This window comes from Paenibacillus sp. TAB_01 (assembly GCF_043945595.1).
Taxonomy (GTDB): Bacteria; Bacillota; Bacilli; order Paenibacillales; family NBRC-103111; genus Paenibacillus_S.
This window is the reverse complement of record NZ_JBIFNP010000001.1, coordinates 335,554-354,383: the sequence shown is the minus strand read 5'-3', so window position 1 is coordinate 354,383 and position 18,830 is coordinate 335,554. Positions and strand designations below refer to the sequence as shown.

General features: G+C 38.8%; 20 protein-coding genes. 3 read left to right on the top strand and 17 right to left on the bottom strand.

Annotated elements, in window-relative coordinates; translation table 11 throughout:
• Nucleotides 1-172 precede the first annotated feature (172 nt).
• Nucleotides 173-2,215, top strand: coding sequence for a serine/threonine protein kinase (locus ACHHV8_RS01720; protein WP_395156216.1), 2,043 nt, complete (start codon nt 173-175; stop codon nt 2,213-2,215).
• Here the strand turns inward: ACHHV8_RS01720 and ACHHV8_RS01715 are convergent.
• From ACHHV8_RS01715 to ACHHV8_RS01680, 8 genes are all read right to left on the bottom strand, one after another.
• Nucleotides 2,212-2,847 carry a hypothetical protein gene (locus ACHHV8_RS01715; protein ID WP_395156214.1) on the bottom strand — a complete coding sequence of 212 codons (636 nt, stop codon included), beginning with the start codon at nt 2,845-2,847 and terminating at the stop codon, nt 2,212-2,214. The two genes, ACHHV8_RS01720 and ACHHV8_RS01715, sit on opposite strands and share 4 nt — an antisense overlap.
• 527 nt (nt 2,848-3,374) lie before the next feature.
• Nucleotides 3,375-4,169 (bottom strand): thymidylate synthase, encoded by a 795-nt coding sequence (thyA, locus tag ACHHV8_RS01710; RefSeq protein ID WP_395156212.1) that lies wholly within the window; start codon nt 4,167-4,169, stop codon nt 3,375-3,377.
• Between the two features lie 16 nt (nt 4,170-4,185).
• Nucleotides 4,186-4,743, bottom strand: a complete 558-nt coding sequence (locus ACHHV8_RS01705) for a tyrosine-type recombinase/integrase (RefSeq protein WP_395156210.1) — start codon at nt 4,741-4,743, stop codon at nt 4,186-4,188.
• Nucleotides 4,744-4,760: 17 nt separating this feature from the next.
• Nucleotides 4,761-5,138, bottom strand: a complete 378-nt coding sequence (locus ACHHV8_RS01700) for a hypothetical protein (RefSeq protein WP_395156208.1) — start codon at nt 5,136-5,138, stop codon at nt 4,761-4,763.
• Between the two features lie 23 nt (nt 5,139-5,161).
• The gene (locus tag ACHHV8_RS01695) at nt 5,162-5,818 is read right to left on the bottom strand and encodes a hypothetical protein (RefSeq protein WP_395156206.1); all 657 of its coding nucleotides are present in this window, start codon (nt 5,816-5,818) and stop codon (nt 5,162-5,164) included.
• On the bottom strand, nt 5,815-7,758 hold the full coding sequence (locus tag ACHHV8_RS01690; protein WP_395156204.1) for a site-specific integrase: 1,944 nt from the start codon (nt 7,756-7,758) through the stop codon (nt 5,815-5,817). Before ACHHV8_RS01690 ends, ACHHV8_RS01695 begins: the two co-directional genes overlap by 4 nt.
• Before the next feature lie 28 nt (nt 7,759-7,786).
• Nucleotides 7,787-9,520, bottom strand: coding sequence for a site-specific integrase (locus ACHHV8_RS01685; RefSeq protein WP_395156202.1), 1,734 nt, complete (start codon nt 9,518-9,520; stop codon nt 7,787-7,789).
• A gap of 9 nt (nt 9,521-9,529) precedes the next feature.
• Nucleotides 9,530-10,618: a tyrosine-type recombinase/integrase gene (locus ACHHV8_RS01680; protein ID WP_395156200.1), complete on the bottom strand. Its 1,089-nt coding sequence runs from the start codon at nt 10,616-10,618 to the stop codon at nt 9,530-9,532.
• A 171-nt stretch (nt 10,619-10,789) separates the two neighbouring features.
• Here ACHHV8_RS01680 and ACHHV8_RS01675 point away from each other — a divergent pair, with 171 nt between their 5' ends.
• Nucleotides 10,790-11,524 carry a hypothetical protein gene (locus ACHHV8_RS01675; RefSeq protein WP_395156198.1) on the top strand — a complete coding sequence of 245 codons (735 nt, stop codon included), beginning with the start codon at nt 10,790-10,792 and terminating at the stop codon, nt 11,522-11,524.
• 3 nt (nt 11,525-11,527) lie between these two features.
• On the opposite strand, the gene ACHHV8_RS01670 is transcribed toward ACHHV8_RS01675, so the two are convergent.
• Both ACHHV8_RS01670 and ACHHV8_RS01665 read right to left on the bottom strand, forming a co-directional pair.
• Nucleotides 11,528-12,043 carry a DUF6042 family protein gene (locus ACHHV8_RS01670; protein ID WP_395156196.1) on the bottom strand — a complete coding sequence of 172 codons (516 nt, stop codon included), beginning with the start codon at nt 12,041-12,043 and terminating at the stop codon, nt 11,528-11,530.
• The gene (locus ACHHV8_RS01665) at nt 12,024-12,437 is read right to left on the bottom strand and encodes a hypothetical protein (protein WP_395156194.1); all 414 of its coding nucleotides are present in this window, start codon (nt 12,435-12,437) and stop codon (nt 12,024-12,026) included. Before ACHHV8_RS01665 ends, ACHHV8_RS01670 begins: the two co-directional genes overlap by 20 nt.
• A gap of 127 nt (nt 12,438-12,564) precedes the next feature.
• On the opposite strand from ACHHV8_RS01665, the gene ACHHV8_RS01660 reads away from it, so the two are divergent.
• Nucleotides 12,565-12,921: a helix-turn-helix domain-containing protein gene (locus ACHHV8_RS01660; protein WP_395156192.1), complete on the top strand. Its 357-nt coding sequence runs from the start codon at nt 12,565-12,567 to the stop codon at nt 12,919-12,921.
• Between the two features lie 145 nt (nt 12,922-13,066).
• Here the strand turns inward: ACHHV8_RS01660 and ACHHV8_RS01655 are convergent, their stop codons facing one another.
• The 7 genes from ACHHV8_RS01655 to ACHHV8_RS01625 form a co-directional block, all read right to left on the bottom strand.
• Nucleotides 13,067-13,528 (bottom strand): OmpL47-type beta-barrel domain-containing protein, encoded by a 462-nt coding sequence (locus ACHHV8_RS01655; protein WP_395156190.1) that lies wholly within the window; start codon nt 13,526-13,528, stop codon nt 13,067-13,069.
• 55 nt (nt 13,529-13,583) lie between these two features.
• Entirely contained in the window at nt 13,584-14,009 is a 426-nt protein-coding gene (locus ACHHV8_RS01650; RefSeq protein ID WP_395156188.1) for a hypothetical protein, read from the bottom strand.
• On the bottom strand, nt 13,940-14,281 hold the full coding sequence (locus ACHHV8_RS01645) for a hypothetical protein (RefSeq protein WP_395163396.1): 342 nt from the start codon (nt 14,279-14,281) through the stop codon (nt 13,940-13,942). The genes ACHHV8_RS01650 and ACHHV8_RS01645 overlap by 70 nt, the downstream gene beginning before the upstream one ends.
• 104 nt (nt 14,282-14,385) lie before the next feature.
• The gene (locus ACHHV8_RS01640; protein WP_395156186.1) at nt 14,386-14,799 is read right to left on the bottom strand and encodes a hypothetical protein; all 414 of its coding nucleotides are present in this window, start codon (nt 14,797-14,799) and stop codon (nt 14,386-14,388) included.
• Between the two features lie 342 nt (nt 14,800-15,141).
• A complete protein-coding gene (locus ACHHV8_RS01635; RefSeq protein WP_395156184.1) occupies nt 15,142-16,236 on the bottom strand; it encodes a Ger(x)C family spore germination protein in 1,095 nt (364 codons plus the stop codon).
• 2 nt (nt 16,237-16,238) lie between these two features.
• Nucleotides 16,239-17,354 (bottom strand): GerAB/ArcD/ProY family transporter, encoded by a 1,116-nt coding sequence (locus ACHHV8_RS01630; RefSeq protein WP_395156182.1) that lies wholly within the window; start codon nt 17,352-17,354, stop codon nt 16,239-16,241.
• Nucleotides 17,351-18,808, bottom strand: coding sequence for a spore germination protein (locus tag ACHHV8_RS01625; RefSeq protein ID WP_395156180.1), 1,458 nt, complete (start codon nt 18,806-18,808; stop codon nt 17,351-17,353). The genes ACHHV8_RS01630 and ACHHV8_RS01625 overlap by 4 nt, the downstream gene beginning before the upstream one ends.
• Between the last annotated feature and the right edge of the window lie 22 nt (nt 18,809-18,830).

Sequence of the window (18,830 nt, the reverse complement as noted above, 5' to 3'; positions counted from 1 at the left end):
GAGATAACATCAATATTATCGATGTTAGTTAGTTTTTTATAGAATATTTTGGTCTGTAGCCATCATTGAACTCACTAATGAATACAAAACTGCGCAAAGGTTCCATTTTCATACAGAATATGATTCAATATGTATATAAGATAAATTACCTAATTTTGGGGGAGTTGGATACATGCAAGAAATCAACGGTTACAACATTATCCGAAATCTAGGCGGAGGCAGTTTTGGAATTACCTATCAAGTTGAGAAAAATGGAACTCATTATGCTCTCAAATTAATACGAGAAAACATAATGGATAAAGAAGCTCTAGAATCTAGAAGAATTGAACGTGAAATTAGAGTATTGAAAGAGATTGAAAACCAATTTGTGGTTAAATACATAGATGACGGCTTTATTAGTGACGGACTTCAAAAATATCGGTACATTGTTATGGAGTATGCTGGAGGTGAAACCCTAGAACAATACTTGGCAAAAAATAAATTATCGATTCAAGATGCTTGTTTATTAGCCAAAAACATATTCCAAGGGATCAATGCCCTCCACGGGGATAATGTCATACACCGTGATTTGAAGCCTGCAAATATTATGGTAACAAGTAAGAACCTCGACATTAAAATATTGGACTTCGGTATTTCAAAGCTGATTGACGCTAGTACATTAACCGTTACAGGGCAAATGATGGGCACCTATGCCTATATGCCTCCAGAGCAGCTTAACTCTGCCAAAGATATTGATTATAGGGCAGATTTTTACTCTGCCGCTGTAATTCTATATGAAGCCATTTCTGGTGAGAGACCGCTTATAATGAGTAATCAATTGGAAGCCATTAGAAAAATCCTAATGGAGATTCCAGAACCTTTAGCGAAAAAGACCCCCACCGTTCCAATCGACATTTCTGAAATGGTTGAAATTCTACTGAAAAAAGAGCCTTTTGAACGGTCGATTTCTTACGAGGAAATTATCGTCAGACTGGACAGACACAGAAGAATAACAAATAGAACCTACACTAAAATTACGTCTGTTTATTTTAATTCCAACCTAGAATTTCTCCCAATGACAATTCATAACGATGCTAAATCTGTAGTTGAATATCATCAACAAAACAATATCAATGGGGCTATTTTTAGTGCTCCTCAAGTATTGCATTCGCCAAAAAACTTTAATTCACTCGCAAAAGAAAGCCATTTGAAACTGATCATTGATCCGTCAACACAAATGTTAGGTTACTCGGCTTTTACGCAAAAACCGACTTATAAAAAACTTCCCTATGTAATCAATCCATTCAAGAAAGAAACACCTAATGATTTCTTAACTGCAACCGCAATTCAACAACGTGTTAAAGGTGTTCTAGATTGTCAAATAAAGCTTGGTGCAACCCTTCTGCTGTCTCCATTTCACTTCTTAGATAAAGACGATAGTGGCTGGATTAATGTTGATTACAACGCTTATAAAGAAAGCAAGTCTTACATGTTAGATTCAAGCATTAAGTTACCTCTGTACTATGGTATCTCACTTGATATTGAACAGTACGAGGATACGAATAAGTTAAAAGACCTTGTAAATCTAATCACTTCTGCAAATCCAGACGGTTATTATTTACAAATTTCTGGGAGTTTTGATTCTACAAATAGCAATCATTATTATTCTTACGCTTATCTCGTAAAACTACTTGCAGAAACCAAGAAGGAAATTATTCTGACTCGTATAAACGATTTTTCATTGGGGCTGTTAGCCCTAGGGGCAAATACAATTGCAACTGGATTAGGTCAAAGCGATAACTTCCGAGAAGAGTTACTTAATAAAGCGGAAAAACAAACTGGTGGGGCTGTAAGACGATATTATATTGAATCCTTAATGGGGCTATTCAACCAGAATATACTTCAAGACATTCTCTCCACTAATGCCGGCAAAAAGTGCGTATGCAATTGCATGTATTGCAATGGTTCTGTCAATCCTGAACAGCTCAGCCAATTCAACAATGCAATAAATCACCATTTATTTACAAAGCACCAACAAGTAGAAAAGCTATCGGCATTACAGCCAAACGAACGTTTAAGAAGTTTCAGCGAAAGCACTTCTTCAGCAATTCAATTAATCAAAGATATTAACCGCGAAATAAGAATTAAAAACTTTAATCATTCCCACTTAGAAACGTGGAGAGATGTTATTTTAGAGGTTTCAAAAGCCAAACTAAATAATGCCTCTCAGTTCTAATATAACATTTTCGAGATGATTTCTTCCGCTACCTTGTAACGCATAATGGAGTCGGTTGGTTTCTGAGTTAAAGGCTTAACTATTTCTTTTATCTTGGAACCAACCGACAACAATCCGACATTGTATTTGACAAACTCATTTTTTTCTGCCCTATGAACATACTTCTCGTCCATAGCCAAGTAGGTTTTATCAGCAAAACGTTGGTATCTGATTGCTTGAGCTAATCCCTTGTTCCAATCCTCCAGCTTTGCTTCAATTGCCGTAACAACGGGTGAAAATAACTTAAATGAGGGCGTTCTGAAATATCTGAAATCCTCTTTTATTAATGCTCCTGCTTCTTCCAAGCTCTTTAAAATGGCGTATTTCAATTTTGGTTTAGACATGTAGTGTTTGGATATCAGTTCGTCTAAATCGACTCCATTTCGCTTTCTGATATATTCAAAAACCTTGATTTCGTCAATATGCTTCAAATGAACACCATTTCTATTTTCAATGAACCGCAGCATGTCTGCTTTGTTCCTCACTATTACCAAATCAGAGATACCGTACCCAACTCCAAGTTCTCTAACCGTAAAATAATTTTTATAATGTTGAACTAGCCTTTCGACCAATTCCTCCTCTGTTTGAAACACAATACATTCACCTTTCCTCAATATAGAGCCAACCAAACAATTCCATTATAGCCCTAACCCCTTAATACTTCTACCATTAAATACGAACACCCGTTGCTTATATATTCTATGGCTCGTTATCTCCATCTCATCTCTGCGAAATGCAAATGTCGAAAAGTAAATCTTTTAACAATAATTTCCGTTTTCCCCCAAACACAAAAAGCACCTTCAAAATCCGAAAAAATGCGATTTAAAAGATGCTTCCACTTGTGGTTCTTCACGTTATAATAGCTTTAATACCACTTATGCAAGAAATTCCTGAACCTTACAACTACCGCCGCACACAAACTTAACGTAGTTATCGAAATGCGATCTTTTACAATTTTTCCCTAGTTAGTAACAAGGGGCTCCTCTTGTTCATCCATCGCCACAGTTGCCGATTAAATGTAATCCTTTCTAATTTCGTTTTTCGCTTAATTGCATAAAATACAAACCTCTGTCTCGATAAACTAATGGAAATCTGTCTTTTACTCATTTTGCTTTTCTTACTAAATAGCTATAGGAGCTTTAATACCCGGATGCGATTGATATCCTTCAAACTCAAAATCATCAAACTTATAGTCAAGGATGCTCTCTGGCTTCCGTTTAATAATTAGTTTTGGCAAAGGGTGTGGCTCTCTCGTTAATTGTAATTTAACTTGTTCAATGTGATTAAGATAGATATGCACGTCGCCACCAGTCCAAATCAGGTCCCCTACTTCAAGATCACACTGCTGCGCGACCATATGTGTCAGTAGTGCATAAGATGCTAAATTAAATGGGACCCCTAAGAAAGTATCAGCAGACCTCATTTGAAACATGCAAGATAGCCGACCATTAGCTACATAGAATTGAAAAGCATAGTGACAAGGCGGTAAAGCCATCTGATCTACTTCTGCTACATTCCAAGCACTAACCAAATGCCTTCGGGAATCGGGATTAGTTTTGATTTGGTTGATGACATTAGTTATTTGATCGATGATTTTTCCGTTAGGAGCATGCCACGTTCTCCACTGAGCCCCGTATACCCGACCAAGATTACCGTCCTCATCAGCCCACTCATCCCAGATTGTAACACCATTCTCACGAAGATACTTCACATTGGTGCTACCACTCAGGAACCATAACAGTTCATGAACAATGGATTTAATATGCATTTTTTTGGTTGTCAGCAATGGAAATCCTTCCGACAAATCCAATCTTACTTGCCTTCCAAAGACAGAAATGGTGCCTGTTCCTGTTCGATCCTCCTTACGAACACCATTTTCCAAAATATCACTGAGCAGATCTAAATACGCTCTCATTCTACACCTCTTATGTTTATTTCTTTACGGCGTGCATGCTATTATAAATATCATTATATAACGAGTCCAAGTTTTTAACTATAGCTTCATTCCCATACATTAATCCTGAAATTTCTAACATCGTGTAATTCAACCTTATTAATTCTGAAACAAATGTCTGTCTCAGTTGTTGGGAATTCACTTGATACATTGCTAAAATTCCTTGAAGCTGACGAAGTCCTAAAGCTTTTTTTCCGTTTTTTACGAATAGGTATTCATTGGAGTCATCTCTTCCGTTCAGATAATCATTTAGGATTCGGCTTGCATTTGTATGAAGAGGAATCATCCGTACTACTCCCTTTGGGGATACAACTCTCAACGCAATCAAGTGCGTACATTTCGCAATATCTTTTCTTTTTAAACTCAATAGTTCATCCAGCCTAACACCTGTATACAACAAGAGAGTGACAATAGCCTTGTTCAATAAACTAGGTTCTTGCTCAAGTGATTGTATTAAGGCTATTACACGATCTTTATTCAGTGCCAATGAAATTTTATTTTTTCCAGTTAAATTAATACTATACTCCTCCCACATGCTAGGACATCTTGTTCCTATCCGGTTATCCATCGTTCCGTAAATATATTTTCTGCCTCTACCGCTGGCATTTGTTCCAGAAGTTGCCCAAACTCAAGAATAATCGCAGCCGCGTCCATTGAATCAGCATATCCAACCTTATCAAATGCAACAATCAACGAACCGATCGCCTGTTTGAAAGTAATTTGGGTTCTTAACATGCAGGCGATATTGTCTAGAAACAATTCGCTATTAGAAAAAGCCGCTTTTTGAAGCGTTGCATCTTTCGTTTTTAAAAAGCCACGGATTGATTCAAGATAACATGCAATCGTATCATCACTCGGGAGCTTTTCAATATGACGATTTAGAACATGAATTAAAAAAGCGACTTTTTCAGTGTCATTTAACAATGTCATGTTATATCACCCCAGATCTACTTTCATATATGCTTACTCTCCTCTCTAGGGAACTGAATCAGATTAGTCTCATTTTCTTTTTCCTTAAGCATGAGTAACTTGGTTTCTATTTCCGCAATTTTTTTACTCTTCTCAGCTAGTATGCTATTTAGTCTCTCGACTGTTCTTCCACGCATATTCGCTAATCTTTTGTACTTCACTAACTCATGCTCTAAGTCCTTCACCTTATATACCCATCTGGCGACTTCCATTCTGCTCTTCTCTAAATTATTCTGCAAGACTATTTTGTCATTGTCTCTTAATTGGGATTCTTCATGTTCATTCACAGTGTTGCTATTATTTAACTGAGCAATTTTTTTCAATAGACGCTCACGCATCTTGTTCGTCCATTGAATCCTTCTAGGATGTTTGAGTGTATTTCTATCGCAGCAGGCTAAATCAGCAATATGTGTCCAACCTGCAAGTCTAACAGAAATCTTCTCTTCTGCCTTATATAATTGCTTAATTTCACGCTCAATTTTTTTAAATGTGGCTCTGATTTTACAGTTTTGTTTCCACCAGTCTGTCTGATTCTTCTGGTCATACGGACTACCCGTAGCCTCTAGGAGGTCATCTTTTTCGCTCCACTCATTCTCTGAATTCTCATTCAGTAATTGCTTAATGAAATCTGGACAACTCAAATACTCACCTCATTTGTATCAACGCCTAAGCCTTCCAAGACAGATTTTGCTTCAGCAACAAACGCCATGTGAACATCTTTTGCATGTTGCATTTGAGGATCATGAAGTTTTTTTGTGTTCTCTTCCAGGACTTTCTTCCAAATGGGGATCTTTTCTATTGTAATCACAGCATTGTTACATTTATTGGGATTACACTGAAGTTGTCCGACGCAAGGAGGATATTCTACCCTCCCGCTTGGCTTAACAATTTCCTTTTTACCACCGCAATAACCCAACCCTACATCTGCAAATGGCAATGAATTCGACGCTAAGTGATCAATGATCTCATCTCTCTCCCAACCAGCGAGCATCATACCCTGAAAAAACTCATCACGTCTTCTTTTGAAATTCTCCTTATTTCCACCTTCAATCGGTGAATCGGGATGATAAAGCGATTTGGCTAAATCCCGTTGAGTTTGTCGTATAGCTGTTGCATTATTCAAAATTTCTTTCGAAATCCCACCATAACCTATTGTAACGTTACTTACTGATTGAACAGAAGAAACAGCGCTATGTAGATGCTTCAAATGATAAGTTATATATGGAATTCCTAGTTCCGCCCTAACCATGTGAAGTGCCAATGTATGCCTTAGTCGATGCGGTGACATTTTGTGAGATTTGTCCCTAAATTGATGTAAGGTATCGATTTCATTAACATAATCCTGAAATGCATTGACTAAGCCTGTCAGCGACATAGGCTTCATGTCTTTCTCATGGTACACTGTGAAAACATTCGACACCAAATATTGGTTAAATGTAAACCTTGTTATCTTCTCTAGAACAGTAACTGCATCAATTACGATAGGACACGCAACCCACTGGTCTCTATCTACTGGAATATTGCTTGGTATGAACTTGTTTTGTGTCCCTATAATCACTGTATGTCCAGTATCCAACGATCGAAGGCAACCAACCTTAAATGATATAGCTTCACTGTATCTGACTCCCGTATATTGAATGAGCAGATAAGTTGCTGCACGTTGAAGTCGTGTAAGTTTTTTGGAAAAGTCATTCACAGATACTTGATATTTCCTCGAAAAGACTTGCCTCTCAAAGTTCGATGCTTGTCTTCTTTTTCCGATTGTTAAAGAATATTTCTTATCGATTTCTCTAATTGAGACGTAATCCTCCAGCATTTGATCTATATCAGGGCAACTATCGAACAATCCTTCAATATTTGAGTTTGGATAGTTATTTAAACCCTGCTTTTGTAAGAAGCTATACACATCGTGTGTCGCTTGGTTACTTAAAAAACGGAAAAATTTATCGTCAAAAGGCTTATCACAATAGTTATCTAATTGCCCTCGCTTTCTTTTTCTAGAAAACATAAGATTATCCAAGTCAGATAGAGTCCATTTTACTGGATACTTCATATACTGTTTGCTTACAGGGCTGCATATGAACAGAAGTCCTTGTTTTAATCCACCTTGTGCATATTCGAATGTACTTAGTGATTCATCCAAATCCTCAAATGTAATATCCGCTAGTGTTGATATAAACGATTCACTTCTTACTCCTATGATATCCAGACATTTTTCCTTAAGTACATGTTCCAAGAAACGTACTAACGTAGTAATTAACCCTGCCACAGTATTTATTTTATACCCCGCCCCCCCTCTACGCTGAGTATTACTGAAAACTCGGGGTACCTTTAGTAAGAAAAACGTCATTATCTTTAAATCTTCAATAATCTCCTTTGTTAGTCGTTGTGACCATTTTCCCCAGTCAAACATTAATTGAAAATCAGGCACAGAATTCAGTCTTTGCCTAGTACTATCTCTAAAATCCCAGACCTCTTCTTCAAAAAAACTTTTTGAAGATATAGGATATCTAGGGTTAATAATAAGCTCGCCTTTTACAACAAGCTCCAATTCTATAAGTTCTGATCTAGCTAGTTTCATATAAGCTCCTCATTCACGGGTCTGTAAGTTACCGGATCAATAAGTACATCCATGTATATGGCCGATTCAGCAGCTGCCTCAATATCTGCAGCGTCAAACTCACTCTTAGCTGGATCGAGTATCTTTTCAATAATACTGAGTGTATTTTCGTAAAAAAATGAATTGGACGAGTACATGCTTTGTTTGGTTCATACTGGGGACTATTTTTTACTTGCTCCGGCGGATCAAATGGATTTCTGCAATCTGCCACGATTCCTTTATAAATATTTGAGCAATTACTTGGAGGGCCGCTTTCCTCACTGCCACTATACGCAGGTTTGTTCTCTTTTGCCCATACTTGGTTTTGATGTATGGTCTCAAGAGCGTTAAGAATCTCACGTCTCGCCGCAAGTTCAAGATTCCTCTTCGATAAGTAACGGAGCGTTGTTGTAATGCTGGCATGTCCCGCTTGGCTCATGATCTCAAAAAAATCATACCCTCTTCTGACTAGATTAGTAATTCTGGTTGGTCTAAAACGCACTAAGTTGAAATTTAGTGGTCTCCCGTCCGAACTAGTCAGATTATATTTCTCAACCATTCTCTTGCACCAGTCTGAGGTTACTCCATTATCGAGGACTTTAATCCTGCCTTGATCCCTGTTACCATGAAGCTTATGCAGAAATAATTTTTTCTGTAATTGAGGTGGAGCCTCTGCTCTAATATTCCTGGTAATTTGCTTTATCCGTTCAATTGTGCGCTTTATAATTCGAGCTTCTTCAATTTTTAGTTCTTTGATTTCAGTATTTTTATCATACAATGAGAGATGCAGTTCTTTTTCACCTGTACTTCTTTCTTTGTAATACTTGAGATATGGAACCCCGCTTAGTGGATGTTCATCTTCATAGCAATCTACAGATAGATTCAATACAGAGTCCGGGTTCATCCCCGTCTCGGCTACAAGTTTAATTAATAACGGCATAATTAGATCTGCCTTGATAAAAGGAACAATTCCAAATGAGGCATAGATCCCTTTCAAACCACCTATATGTGAATAATGTTGAGCGACAGCAGAAAAAAATCGAGGATGCTTTTCAAGATTAGCTTTAGTTGCGAACATTGGGATACAATTCATTTCGTTTTCGAAATACCATCGAAGGTTATCAATAAACTTCCATCCCCATCCTTCTGGATAACTCATACCATTTCTGCGCGGCGGTTTTTCCCGTGGATCTCGCCCTTTACCTGTTTTGACATAGGGCTCCTGATCAATAACCTTTAGTACTTGCGTTAATTCATTCTGGATGGCTGAAGTAATTTGATCATATTCTTGGTCTGTGTATGCCTCGTGGGTTGTTGTTTCTCGAACCGGTTCGGGAACGGCAACTGGAAATAGGTGATCTGAAGCAGTAAGTTTTTTATGAATGGCGTACTCCATGACCTGCTTAATCGAATAAATCAACCCATTTACTGTTGCAGACGTTATGTAGTTAGGATTTGAAGGAGTGTTGGATTCACTTAGAAACGCCTCAAATTTGACTAGCGCGAACTCATCCCAGTGCTTATTGAGGTAAAATCTTGGGTCAGCAACCAGGGATTCATCATAATTTGCTGTTCCCGATATAAATGTTTTGTACCATTTCAATCCTGATAGGATTTTTTTACGTCTTGATGAACTCTTAGTCCCAGCAACTCTTTCAAAAATATAATTTATTTGCGCGAATGGTTCATTAAGAGTGGGTTGCGGCAACTTTATTGGCATTGTTATTAAATTACTCATACTCATCGACCTATTTCACCTCGCTTTTATTCTGCCTCGCCTTTCCATATGCAATTTTTGAGGCTTATAAGTACGTTCAAATATTTCTTGTGACTCCTCAAAACGACATAGAATTCCTTGTTCTTCATCCTTATTTCTAAGATTCTCTAGGACAGGAAAGGGAATGGTCACATACATCTCTGTTGTTTTAATATCCTCATGACCAAGAGTTTCTTTAGCTAACACCAGTTTTTCCAAACGGTCATTGCCATGTTCGCTTTTCAGTATAGATACAGCGAAACTATGGCGAATTTTATGTGGAGAGAATTTACTAGGTGCTAGTCTATTTCTGATGGCCGCATCTCTAAACATTGTTCTAATGCAATTATCCGTAAGAATATTACCATGTGTGTTTAAGAAGCAGGGTGTATCCCTCAACTTTACCGATGCTTTCATGTACGTTTTCCAGTTATTATGGAGTAGATTAATACGTTGGATCATCGCTCTTGAAATTAGCGTGTACCTTGGCTTTTCTTCTCCACCGCGCCCTTTGGAACCGCTAATATGCAGATCAAAGTACATTTGATCCTCCGGGTAATTCGCCAAATTCGGAATGTCACTTTTTTTAATTCGAGGCACCTCCGAGACTCGAACCCCGCAATCATACATAAAGTGAACTAAACAGCGCTGGCTCTCGTCATTCAAACATGTAATAAAATGAATAATTTCTTCTTTCGTTAAATACTTAGGGACTTTCTTTTTGGAAGCCGCACTCTTAAGCTTCCCCTGTACATACCCGCTCTCCTCTCGAACACTTCCTGCTTCCGTTGAAGTTAGCCATTCCATGAACCCTTTAATGGCAACATCTCGATTTCGTATGGTTGATGCTCCTATCCCTTCTTCTTTTAATCTAGTTAAATATTGATCAATATGATCTCCATCAATAGCGCCAAGCAATTCATCAACTAAATAGTCACCATTGTCTACCAGCCCCTGTACGTATTCGCAAAAATATTTAAGTGACTTCGAATATTGATGTATTGTGCTGCTACTGAATCGGGATTTCCTGGCAAGGCTCTTTATATAATACGTTGGAAGTTCAATCACCCTCTCGTGTTTATCCAAAAAGATGTGTTCTCCTGACCCGCCAATATAGAGCATGAAAAAACCCCTTTCCTCTGATTAATTTCATACTAACACGGTTGTTTTCTGAGTCAACAGATTGTACAATTAGTCCATATTGCCAACTCAGTCAACAGTAACAAGCAAATAAATTTGGAAGGATTTTAATATGAGATGAGATATTCAACAATTTTATCGCAATATATAAAAACTTCTGGCTTATCACTTAACGACATATGTAATAAGCTTACAGAAAGAGGGTCTCCTATAGACCGCTCTTACATCAGTAAATTAAAAAACGGCCATAAACTACCTTCGAACGATGCTATCTCGGTAGCCTTAGCTGAAGTTACTCGAGGGGATCCGGATGAGCTGATCGTAGCTGGATTTATGGAAAAAGCCCCAGAACAATTAAAAAAATCGATCTTGGAGATCGATTTTTTCCTGCAGGACACTTTTGATATGATAAAAATGTCCTCAAATAAAGAATTTCTTCAACAAGCACTTTTTTCGATAAAAAATGCTGAAATCAAAAATACATTTTTCAAAAAAATCATTCCCGAACAACCTGTAAACCTAGAAGTTAGCGATTTACATTTTTCATTATCAATTCTAAGTACAGTTGGTATAGAAATGCTGTCTCTTCAGGATAAGTTCACGCTAGTTGTTACTGTATTAGAAATATTCAGAAATATGGATTCCGAATTTATTCAACAACAACAATTGAAATATTCTTACACTCGTTCAACAACATCACAAGATGAATTGACTATCGATCAAACTAACAGCTTCTTGGTTGGTCAAAATCATCTTGAAAAAATAGATGAGCACGAATACGAATTTCTCTTACAGTGTCTCGATGCTTTTCGTACGCAATGGAGAGCTTGGGAGAAAAAACACTCTTCATAATAACTATTTTAAGAGAAGGACGGTGTCAATATGAGGGAGAGGCCTAATGATTAAATCGAGTAACCCATTATAATGATCATCCTGCAGCTCGTAAGCTACTCCAAGATCGATATATAGGTTGACTACTTCCTGCATATTGCTAGGGTATTGATAACCATTAGCTTCAAGTCTTCGTTTGATCTCCGTTTCCCTTACGTATAATAGTTCATATTCATCTTTCTCACTTTGTGATAAATTCTGAGGAACTCGTATAGAAAAATCGATAAACGTGTTTGATTTTACTTTTTGTTCGAGATGTTTAACGAGACCCTCTTTGTTTAAACTGGAGGCGATGCTGTTACTTATGTAGGGTAATGAGGTTATATTCGGCATAGGAAGCCACCTTCCCCAACCTAATTCGTAAAATTGATTGGGAATAGCACATTGTCCGGCGGATATCAGACCCAAGTAATCTAATGTTCTAACCGTTACTCTTCCATTAGTCATAAAATTGATAACCTCATTCTGAAAAGAGAACATGGTCTGCTCCTGTCTGTACAATATACGGTAGAATATCTAACGGTTTTTCAGAAAGCTTGAACTCAATATTCATCCGACACGGATTTACTGACTTGTTGAAACTGATTCCTACAACCCAATATTCAAGATCAGGCTCAAGCAAAATCATTTCCAGGTTAATGCCCGACTTGACAAGATCTTCAGTTAGATCACTGATTTCCTCATAACTTGGTCCGATAAGCTTCAAATCCTTATCTACATAAGTTGTTTTCAGGATTCTATAAGATGCATTTTGTTGTAATAAGACATACTGTATGTACTTATGAAAAATGACACTTTTGAACTTAAATGCGGATTGCTCAGATAGTTGATTTTCCAAAATGACTGTTTCTACATTCCTTACTTTAGGAATCATCCCAATCACTCCTGATAACAATAATAATAATTATAAATTAACACTTTTAAGTAAATAAATCAATAATAAACTTCACTTATAGTGTTTTTATTTTAAAATAAATTTTAAATTTAAAGGGGCAAGTAAAGTGGGCACATTAAAAATGATCATTGGCGATAGGATTCGTTTTATCCGGAATCTCAAGGGCATGACATTACAACAACTTAGCCTTGCAACAGGTCTTCAACCTTCTTATCTTGGAGATGTAGAAAGAGGAAAACGGAACACCTCATTAGATTCTCTTGAGAAAATAGTGACTGCCCTCAATATGAAACCTGAGGACTTATTTGAATATCGTGAGGTAGATATAAATTCGGAGGAGTTTGAAATAAGCTCTGTTTTAGAAGCGCACAATCAATTCTTAAAAGAGAAGAAAATCGAGGATGTCAAAATGATTCATCGTATTACGAAGGATATATTTAAATCAATCGAGGGAAATTCATAAAGACAGCAAGTATCCAACTACAATTAATCTAATCAAGTGTATACATATTGAATTTACAGAAGTAATAAGCTACAATCAAGATGTTTCGGCGAAACAAGCGAACCTTACCGTGAGGGGTTACCACCTCTTGGTAAGGTTTTCTATTTTACCGCCGGCGCATCCATCCGGAATTCGTAAAGCGTGTTACCAAGGCTTGCAGGGATTGGGTGCTTGTCGTTGTCTGGAACATTACCGTTTGGCTTTCCGTATTCCCTGCCAGGTCGCTTGCCGTTACGATCAGCGTGTGTGTCCCAAGCGACAGCGTATACATCGGAATGGCCGCTCCTTTCTGCACGGTTTGCTTTACGCCATACGTACTTACCGTGACCGTCGACTTGCTGCTGTCGACTCCGGACAAGTTATCGCCGAGCGTAAAAATCGGTGTAATATCCATGGAATCGCTGTACGTTCCGTACACCAAACCGGATACTGTTATCGTCGGTGCAGTCGCATCCAGATTGAAGCCAATGGCTTTTATCGCTTCCACATTGCCGGCGTTATCCGTCGAGCGGTAGCTTACCGTATAGTTACCGTCCTGACTGAGCTTAATAGGCGCCGTGTAGGCCAACCATGTGCTGCCGCCATCCAGGCTGTAATCCGTCTTAGCCGCACCCGAGAGATTGTCATATACGTTTAAAGCTTACTGTTACAGCATGCACATACCACCCATTCAGCCCGTCCGGCTGAGCAGGTGAGACAGCAGCCGTCCTCACCGGCGACGTCTTGTCGATCTTGACGGATACCGTATGCCCCGCTTCCACTTTACCGGCGTTATCGAAGCTCCAATAGTTGAGCGAATGATTGCCTTCCTCTGTAATGTTCACGCTCTTACCCGTCTGTTGAGCGCCGCCGTCCAGCGTATAAACTGTAAATATATAGCCTTGGATCAGAGTATTAGACGCGTCGTTATACAAATGTATGCCGGAAGCACCCATATGGCGGATGGTATTGCCAATGAATTGGATGCCGTTTGTGTGATTTAGTGAAATGTTGCCGGGAACTTGGTCGCCGTAAGTGAACCTAGAATTTTTACCATTCGATGGGTACAAGGCTTCCGCCTGGGAGCCCCTATGAAATAATCTTTTGGCATTAACCAGTTACCGTTTTCGAACGTGATTCCCTGAAGCCGGATATTTCGTACCAAGTTCGAGGTAGAACTGCCCTCAAACTTCACTAATTGATCCGAAGCGATGGCAGGTGCATATACTTCGGCGGTACTCATATTTTCATTGCTGTAAGGATAATAATAAATTTTCCGAGTAACTCTGTTCAAGTACCATTCTCCTGGTGTATCCAATTCCTCAAACGCATTAACAATCATGTAATTGTCTGTAGGAGACATATAACCTCGATCCGCCGATTTGAATGGGGCTGTGCGGCCCGAACTGTGTGATAGTTGCCATTCACCCCCACATTAACGACAGGTCACTCATCGATTTTGAACGAATTCACATGCAGTAATCGAACATCAGTAGGGTTGGAATAGATCTTGACTGATTGCGGTAAGAAGTTGATCCCATCTATTGTCGTATCGGTCGCATAGGGACTATCGTAATAAGTGATACCTTTCACCCAAGGACCGCTAGCTCGATAAATTCTGACACCGTTTACATATAACTGTCTGAAATAATCTGTGTAACCCTCCGACAACGGAACGTCCGCAACATAATAATTTTGTCCCGATACCTGTGTCCATCCTGTGATGCGCTTTCCACCGCTGATAACAGGCTTTTCGCTGCCATAAGCCATATAATTAATGTAGTAACCGTTTGTACCTCCATCGTTTTCAGTAAAGGCAATGGTTGACGACTGCTCGCGCGTGCCCTCGGAGATAGACATTGATATCGCCTGTCATGTTGCCACGAATGGTCTTTACGATATTTTGAACCTTTTGGATTGTCTTGAACGGCGCGGATAAGGTTCCGGCATTGTTATCGTTTCCGGAAGGTTATATATAATAAGTTGCCTGTGTAGCCGCACTTGATTTTGGCATGGGAATGATGGTTAGCGCAGTAGCGGCCATCGTCATCGTCAAGATGCAATTCCAGACAGAACGAGTAATTCTCTTCTTTAACACTTGACTCATCATTAACAATATCCTCTTTAAATCTCTTTCATCAATCTTTTTGCAAACAAAAACCGCTTATTTCAAGCGGCTCGGAACGATTGGCTTGTTTGGAATCACATCAACCGCTCAACATTAATTAAAGGATGTATTTTGATGTCGTAGTCAACATTAATTTTCATATTTCCCCAATATTTCGACCATTGCTCTTCCGTTATTCCTTTAGAAAACGGCTTAAGCGAATGTGTTCCGATCTCTAAGGGATCCACTTTCAACCGTTGCATTCTTTTTAATAAATCTGACGTTTGTTCCTCAAGGTAGACCTCAATCTCATGAATTAATTGTTCCAACTGTTCCTCACTTTGAATATCCTTTTCTCCCTGGTATTCCTCAATTCTTCCGTTCAATCCCACGTGTAAAGACAAGGATGAATAGTCCCTCGATACTTTCATGCGAACATTGGATCGAATACGTCCTAAACTGATAGATAACTTTGGAATGGCCAAGATTTTTAGGAAATGATCATTATCCAGAAGTTGAAAAATTTCATCGTCCAGATCTTGAATGACCATTACTTCTTTATCCTTTTGGAAGAAGGCTGTCCCTACATAACTGAAATTGTTCTTATCTGAATAAAAAACCGGCAGGATCGGATCCTTAAGAGGGGAATATAATTTTTTCATAAATTGATGAATATTGACGATGCTCATTTCACCTTGGTTCTGCTCCTCGTAATGCTTTAACATCCGATAAAGAAAATAATCTTGGTTTTCTTGCTTCGTCAATTGATTTTTTATGTATTCATCAAAATCGCCTCTGACAATCAACAAATAGACACGCATTGAAATATCGGGATCAATAAGTATCGTATTGACCAGCTTTTCAATGCCTCCTTTTTTTGCCAGCTCCTCATTGATTAATAACATTCGCAGCTGCCCCTGCTTTAATTCCCGATAATAAATTAAATTAAATTCCTTGCCTCCCTGCTTTAACAGATCGACTTCCTTGGAGAGAAAACGTTTTTTTTCTTTGATGAGCGGTGGTACTAAAGTGCTGATCTTCAACTTTCCTTCTGTCCCCTTGTCAACCGTCCAGAAAACGACCGGAGCGATCTCTTCGATCCTACTGTTCTCGACATATGGAGAAGAACAGCCGGCCATCCACATAAGGCTTACAATCGCCAATAAACCATAGTGTTTGTAGGGTACCATGCCTACATACTCTCCTTTCGTTTAACCGCAGTGAAAAGGATCGTAGGAACAAGTAAATAAATGAATGCGCCGAGCCAGATTTGAGTGTTCAGTAACATCTTTTGACCCGGAATCGTTTCCCATAACCATTGATCCATTGAGATGATGCTAATCAAAATAACGAGCCAACTCGACAATAATCCGATCCGAGTCGTGCGTTCGTTCATTTTCCTCATAAAGACTCTTCCGGCCCCATAAAGACACAACAGAAGAATTGAAATGTCAAACACATAATTAAACATATGGAAAGAGATAAGGATGTAATCGATTCGTTCTAAACCACTCGTTTGAATGTAGCCTCCCATATGTACTACCGGAAAACTGATCTTGCTTAAGAAGTTCGAACCGTAAAACAATACCGAAGCAATGAACAATAATGAATATTCCATGATCGTCAACATATTTCCAATGACCAGATATTTCAATATTTTTTTATTGGAGCTTAACCATGGAACCATAAAGGCCAAGTATACTGGACCGGATAATGCCGACCAAATAAACAACAAACCAAGCCATGATTGTTCTGACCATTCGGTGGGTATGAGAGGATACAAATCGCGGTAATTTGCAGATTGCGAAAAGAAAAAGGGAATAAACAAGATTGCGATCCAAGCCCCGCAAAGAAAGGCGATGACGACAAAACGCAATGTTTTCTCCATTCCATGTGAAGCCACAAATAAGCTGATCAAAAGAATCGCCAGGATCAGCCACTTTTTATTCATAGATGGATACATAAAACTATGGAGCATTTCAACGTACCCCAGTGTGATGATTGAAATTTTTAACAATATGATCAAAAAACCAAATATGGAGATAACTTGAACCGTTCGTTTTCCGAACAGTTGTAGAAATCCTTGATAGCCTTTCGCTGCATAACTGGAAGTAAACCATTTGGACAGCATCATCAAATTAAGTTGGGACAGCAGCCCCATGACGACAATTCCCCAAACCATATACGAATGCACCAAATACACCGGCATGATTAAAACAAAATAATGCATCTGTGTGCGATTTACCAATAAAAGAAAATAGGTGCCGCCAAGGGTGGAAGTTCGATTGTATAAGGATATAGTCTTCATTTCTTCATCTCCTGTCGCCATTTCCGTAGTGGTTTTAGATAACCCGGACGCGTTTTCATCCAAATTAATGGGCCGCGGATAAAGAGGTCGATCCAATCCTTCCCATAAAAAGGAGCAATCGGCGCTAAAAAAGGTTGACCTAATGACGTTAATCCATGTAGATGAGCAAGAATCCCGATCAGCCCGATCATGATTCCCGGCAACCCAAGAAACGAGGCAAGGATAAGAAGAAGCACTTGCATCAGCACCATGGATTTTGTCATTTGATAATTGGGAACTAAAAAGAAAGCAATAGCGGATATTCCCATCAAAACAATCAATACTTTACTTGCAAAGCCTGCTTCTACAGCCGCTTGCCCAATGACGATACCACCGATAACCCCTAACGTTTGACTGGTTTTGGTCGGCATTCGCAAACTTGCTTCTTTGATGATTTCCAGCGTTACGATCATGAAAAATCCTTCCGTAAACGGAGTAAAGGGCAATTTGCTTCTCGATTCCAATAATACGAAAAGAATAGGCAGCGGAACCATTTGGTAATGAAATGTCGTTAACGCAACATAAAAAGGAATCATCGTCAAAGAAACAATAAAACTTCCGTACCGGATTAAACGTAAAAAACTGGCTACCGGCCAACGAAGGAAGTAGTCTTCCGGAGATTGGAATAGATGAAAAAAAGTAATGGGACCAATTAAGGCAAATGGTGAATTGGAGACCAATAGCGTCAGCTTTCCCTCACCTAAGGCGTAGGCGCAGGCATCCGGCCGATCCGTTTGTAGTAACTGCGGAAAGACCGTATGATGATGATCTTCCATAAAAGCTGCAAGCTGAGAGGAGTCTAAAAATTGATCGAAATCCACACTTTCAATTTTCTGTCTTGCAAGGGAAACAAATTCCGGATTAATTAATCCGTCTATGTACAGTAACACAACTTTCGTTTTACTCAGTGAACCGACAGTGAAGCTTTCCGTTTTTAATGTCGTTATAGGCAAACGCCTGCGCAACATTGTAATGTTTATATCGATTTGTTCGGTGAAGCTGTCTTTCGCTCCAAATATAACAGTTTCCGTTTGGGAAGATTGAATTGCCCGACCCAAAGGATTTTCCAGCTGGACGCCTAACCATTGATCGTTGACTGAATCGTATAGAAGAATAAATCCTTGCATTATTTTTTGTTGAGCATCTTCGATCGATAAAATTTCCGACACTTTGGCATTGGTTATGCTTGAAGAAAGCGAATTGCCGGCACATCGATGAAGTGGCTCAATAATCGCCTCGTTTAATCGCTCTTGATCGATTAACGTTTTTATGTATAAAAGATGGACTGAAGCACTGGTACCCATTCTGTGCTCAACGACTTCGGCATCATCCATATGGTTTAAATTCTGCTTTAATTCATCAAGCCATGTGGACCTTTGATGATTTTTCATTTGAGGGTCGTATTTTTCAACCATAGTTTTCTCCATTATTAAAGAA

Coding starts and splice junctions, on each gene's coding strand:
- ACHHV8_RS01720 (WP_395156216.1), top strand. CDS start 173: ATGCAAGAAATCAACGGTTACAACATTATCCGAAATCTAGGCGGAGGC.
- thyA (WP_395156212.1), bottom strand. CDS start 4,169: ATGAGAGCGTATTTAGATCTGCTCAGTGATATTTTGGAAAATGGTGTT.
- ACHHV8_RS01705 (WP_395156210.1), bottom strand. CDS start 4,743: ATGTGGGAGGAGTATAGTATTAATTTAACTGGAAAAAATAAAATTTCA.
- ACHHV8_RS01700 (WP_395156208.1), bottom strand. CDS start 5,138: ATGACATTGTTAAATGACACTGAAAAAGTCGCTTTTTTAATTCATGTT.
- ACHHV8_RS01690 (WP_395156204.1), bottom strand. CDS start 7,758: ATGAAACTAGCTAGATCAGAACTTATAGAATTGGAGCTTGTTGTAAAA.
- ACHHV8_RS01685 (WP_395156202.1), bottom strand. CDS start 9,520: ATGAGTATGAGTAATTTAATAACAATGCCAATAAAGTTGCCGCAACCC.
- ACHHV8_RS01675 (WP_395156198.1), top strand. CDS start 10,790: ATGAGATATTCAACAATTTTATCGCAATATATAAAAACTTCTGGCTTA.
- ACHHV8_RS01670 (WP_395156196.1), bottom strand. CDS start 12,043: ATGTTCTCTTTTCAGAATGAGGTTATCAATTTTATGACTAATGGAAGA.
- ACHHV8_RS01665 (WP_395156194.1), bottom strand. CDS start 12,437: ATGATTCCTAAAGTAAGGAATGTAGAAACAGTCATTTTGGAAAATCAA.
- ACHHV8_RS01645 (WP_395163396.1), bottom strand. CDS start 14,281: ATGATTGTTAATGCGTTTGAGGAATTGGATACACCAGGAGAATGGTAC.
- ACHHV8_RS01640 (WP_395156186.1), bottom strand. CDS start 14,799: ATGTCTATCTCCGAGGGCACGCGCGAGCAGTCGTCAACCATTGCCTTT.
- ACHHV8_RS01635 (WP_395156184.1), bottom strand. CDS start 16,236: ATGGTACCCTACAAACACTATGGTTTATTGGCGATTGTAAGCCTTATG.
- ACHHV8_RS01630 (WP_395156182.1), bottom strand. CDS start 17,354: ATGAAGACTATATCCTTATACAATCGAACTTCCACCCTTGGCGGCACC.
- ACHHV8_RS01625 (WP_395156180.1), bottom strand. CDS start 18,808: ATGGTTGAAAAATACGACCCTCAAATGAAAAATCATCAAAGGTCCACA.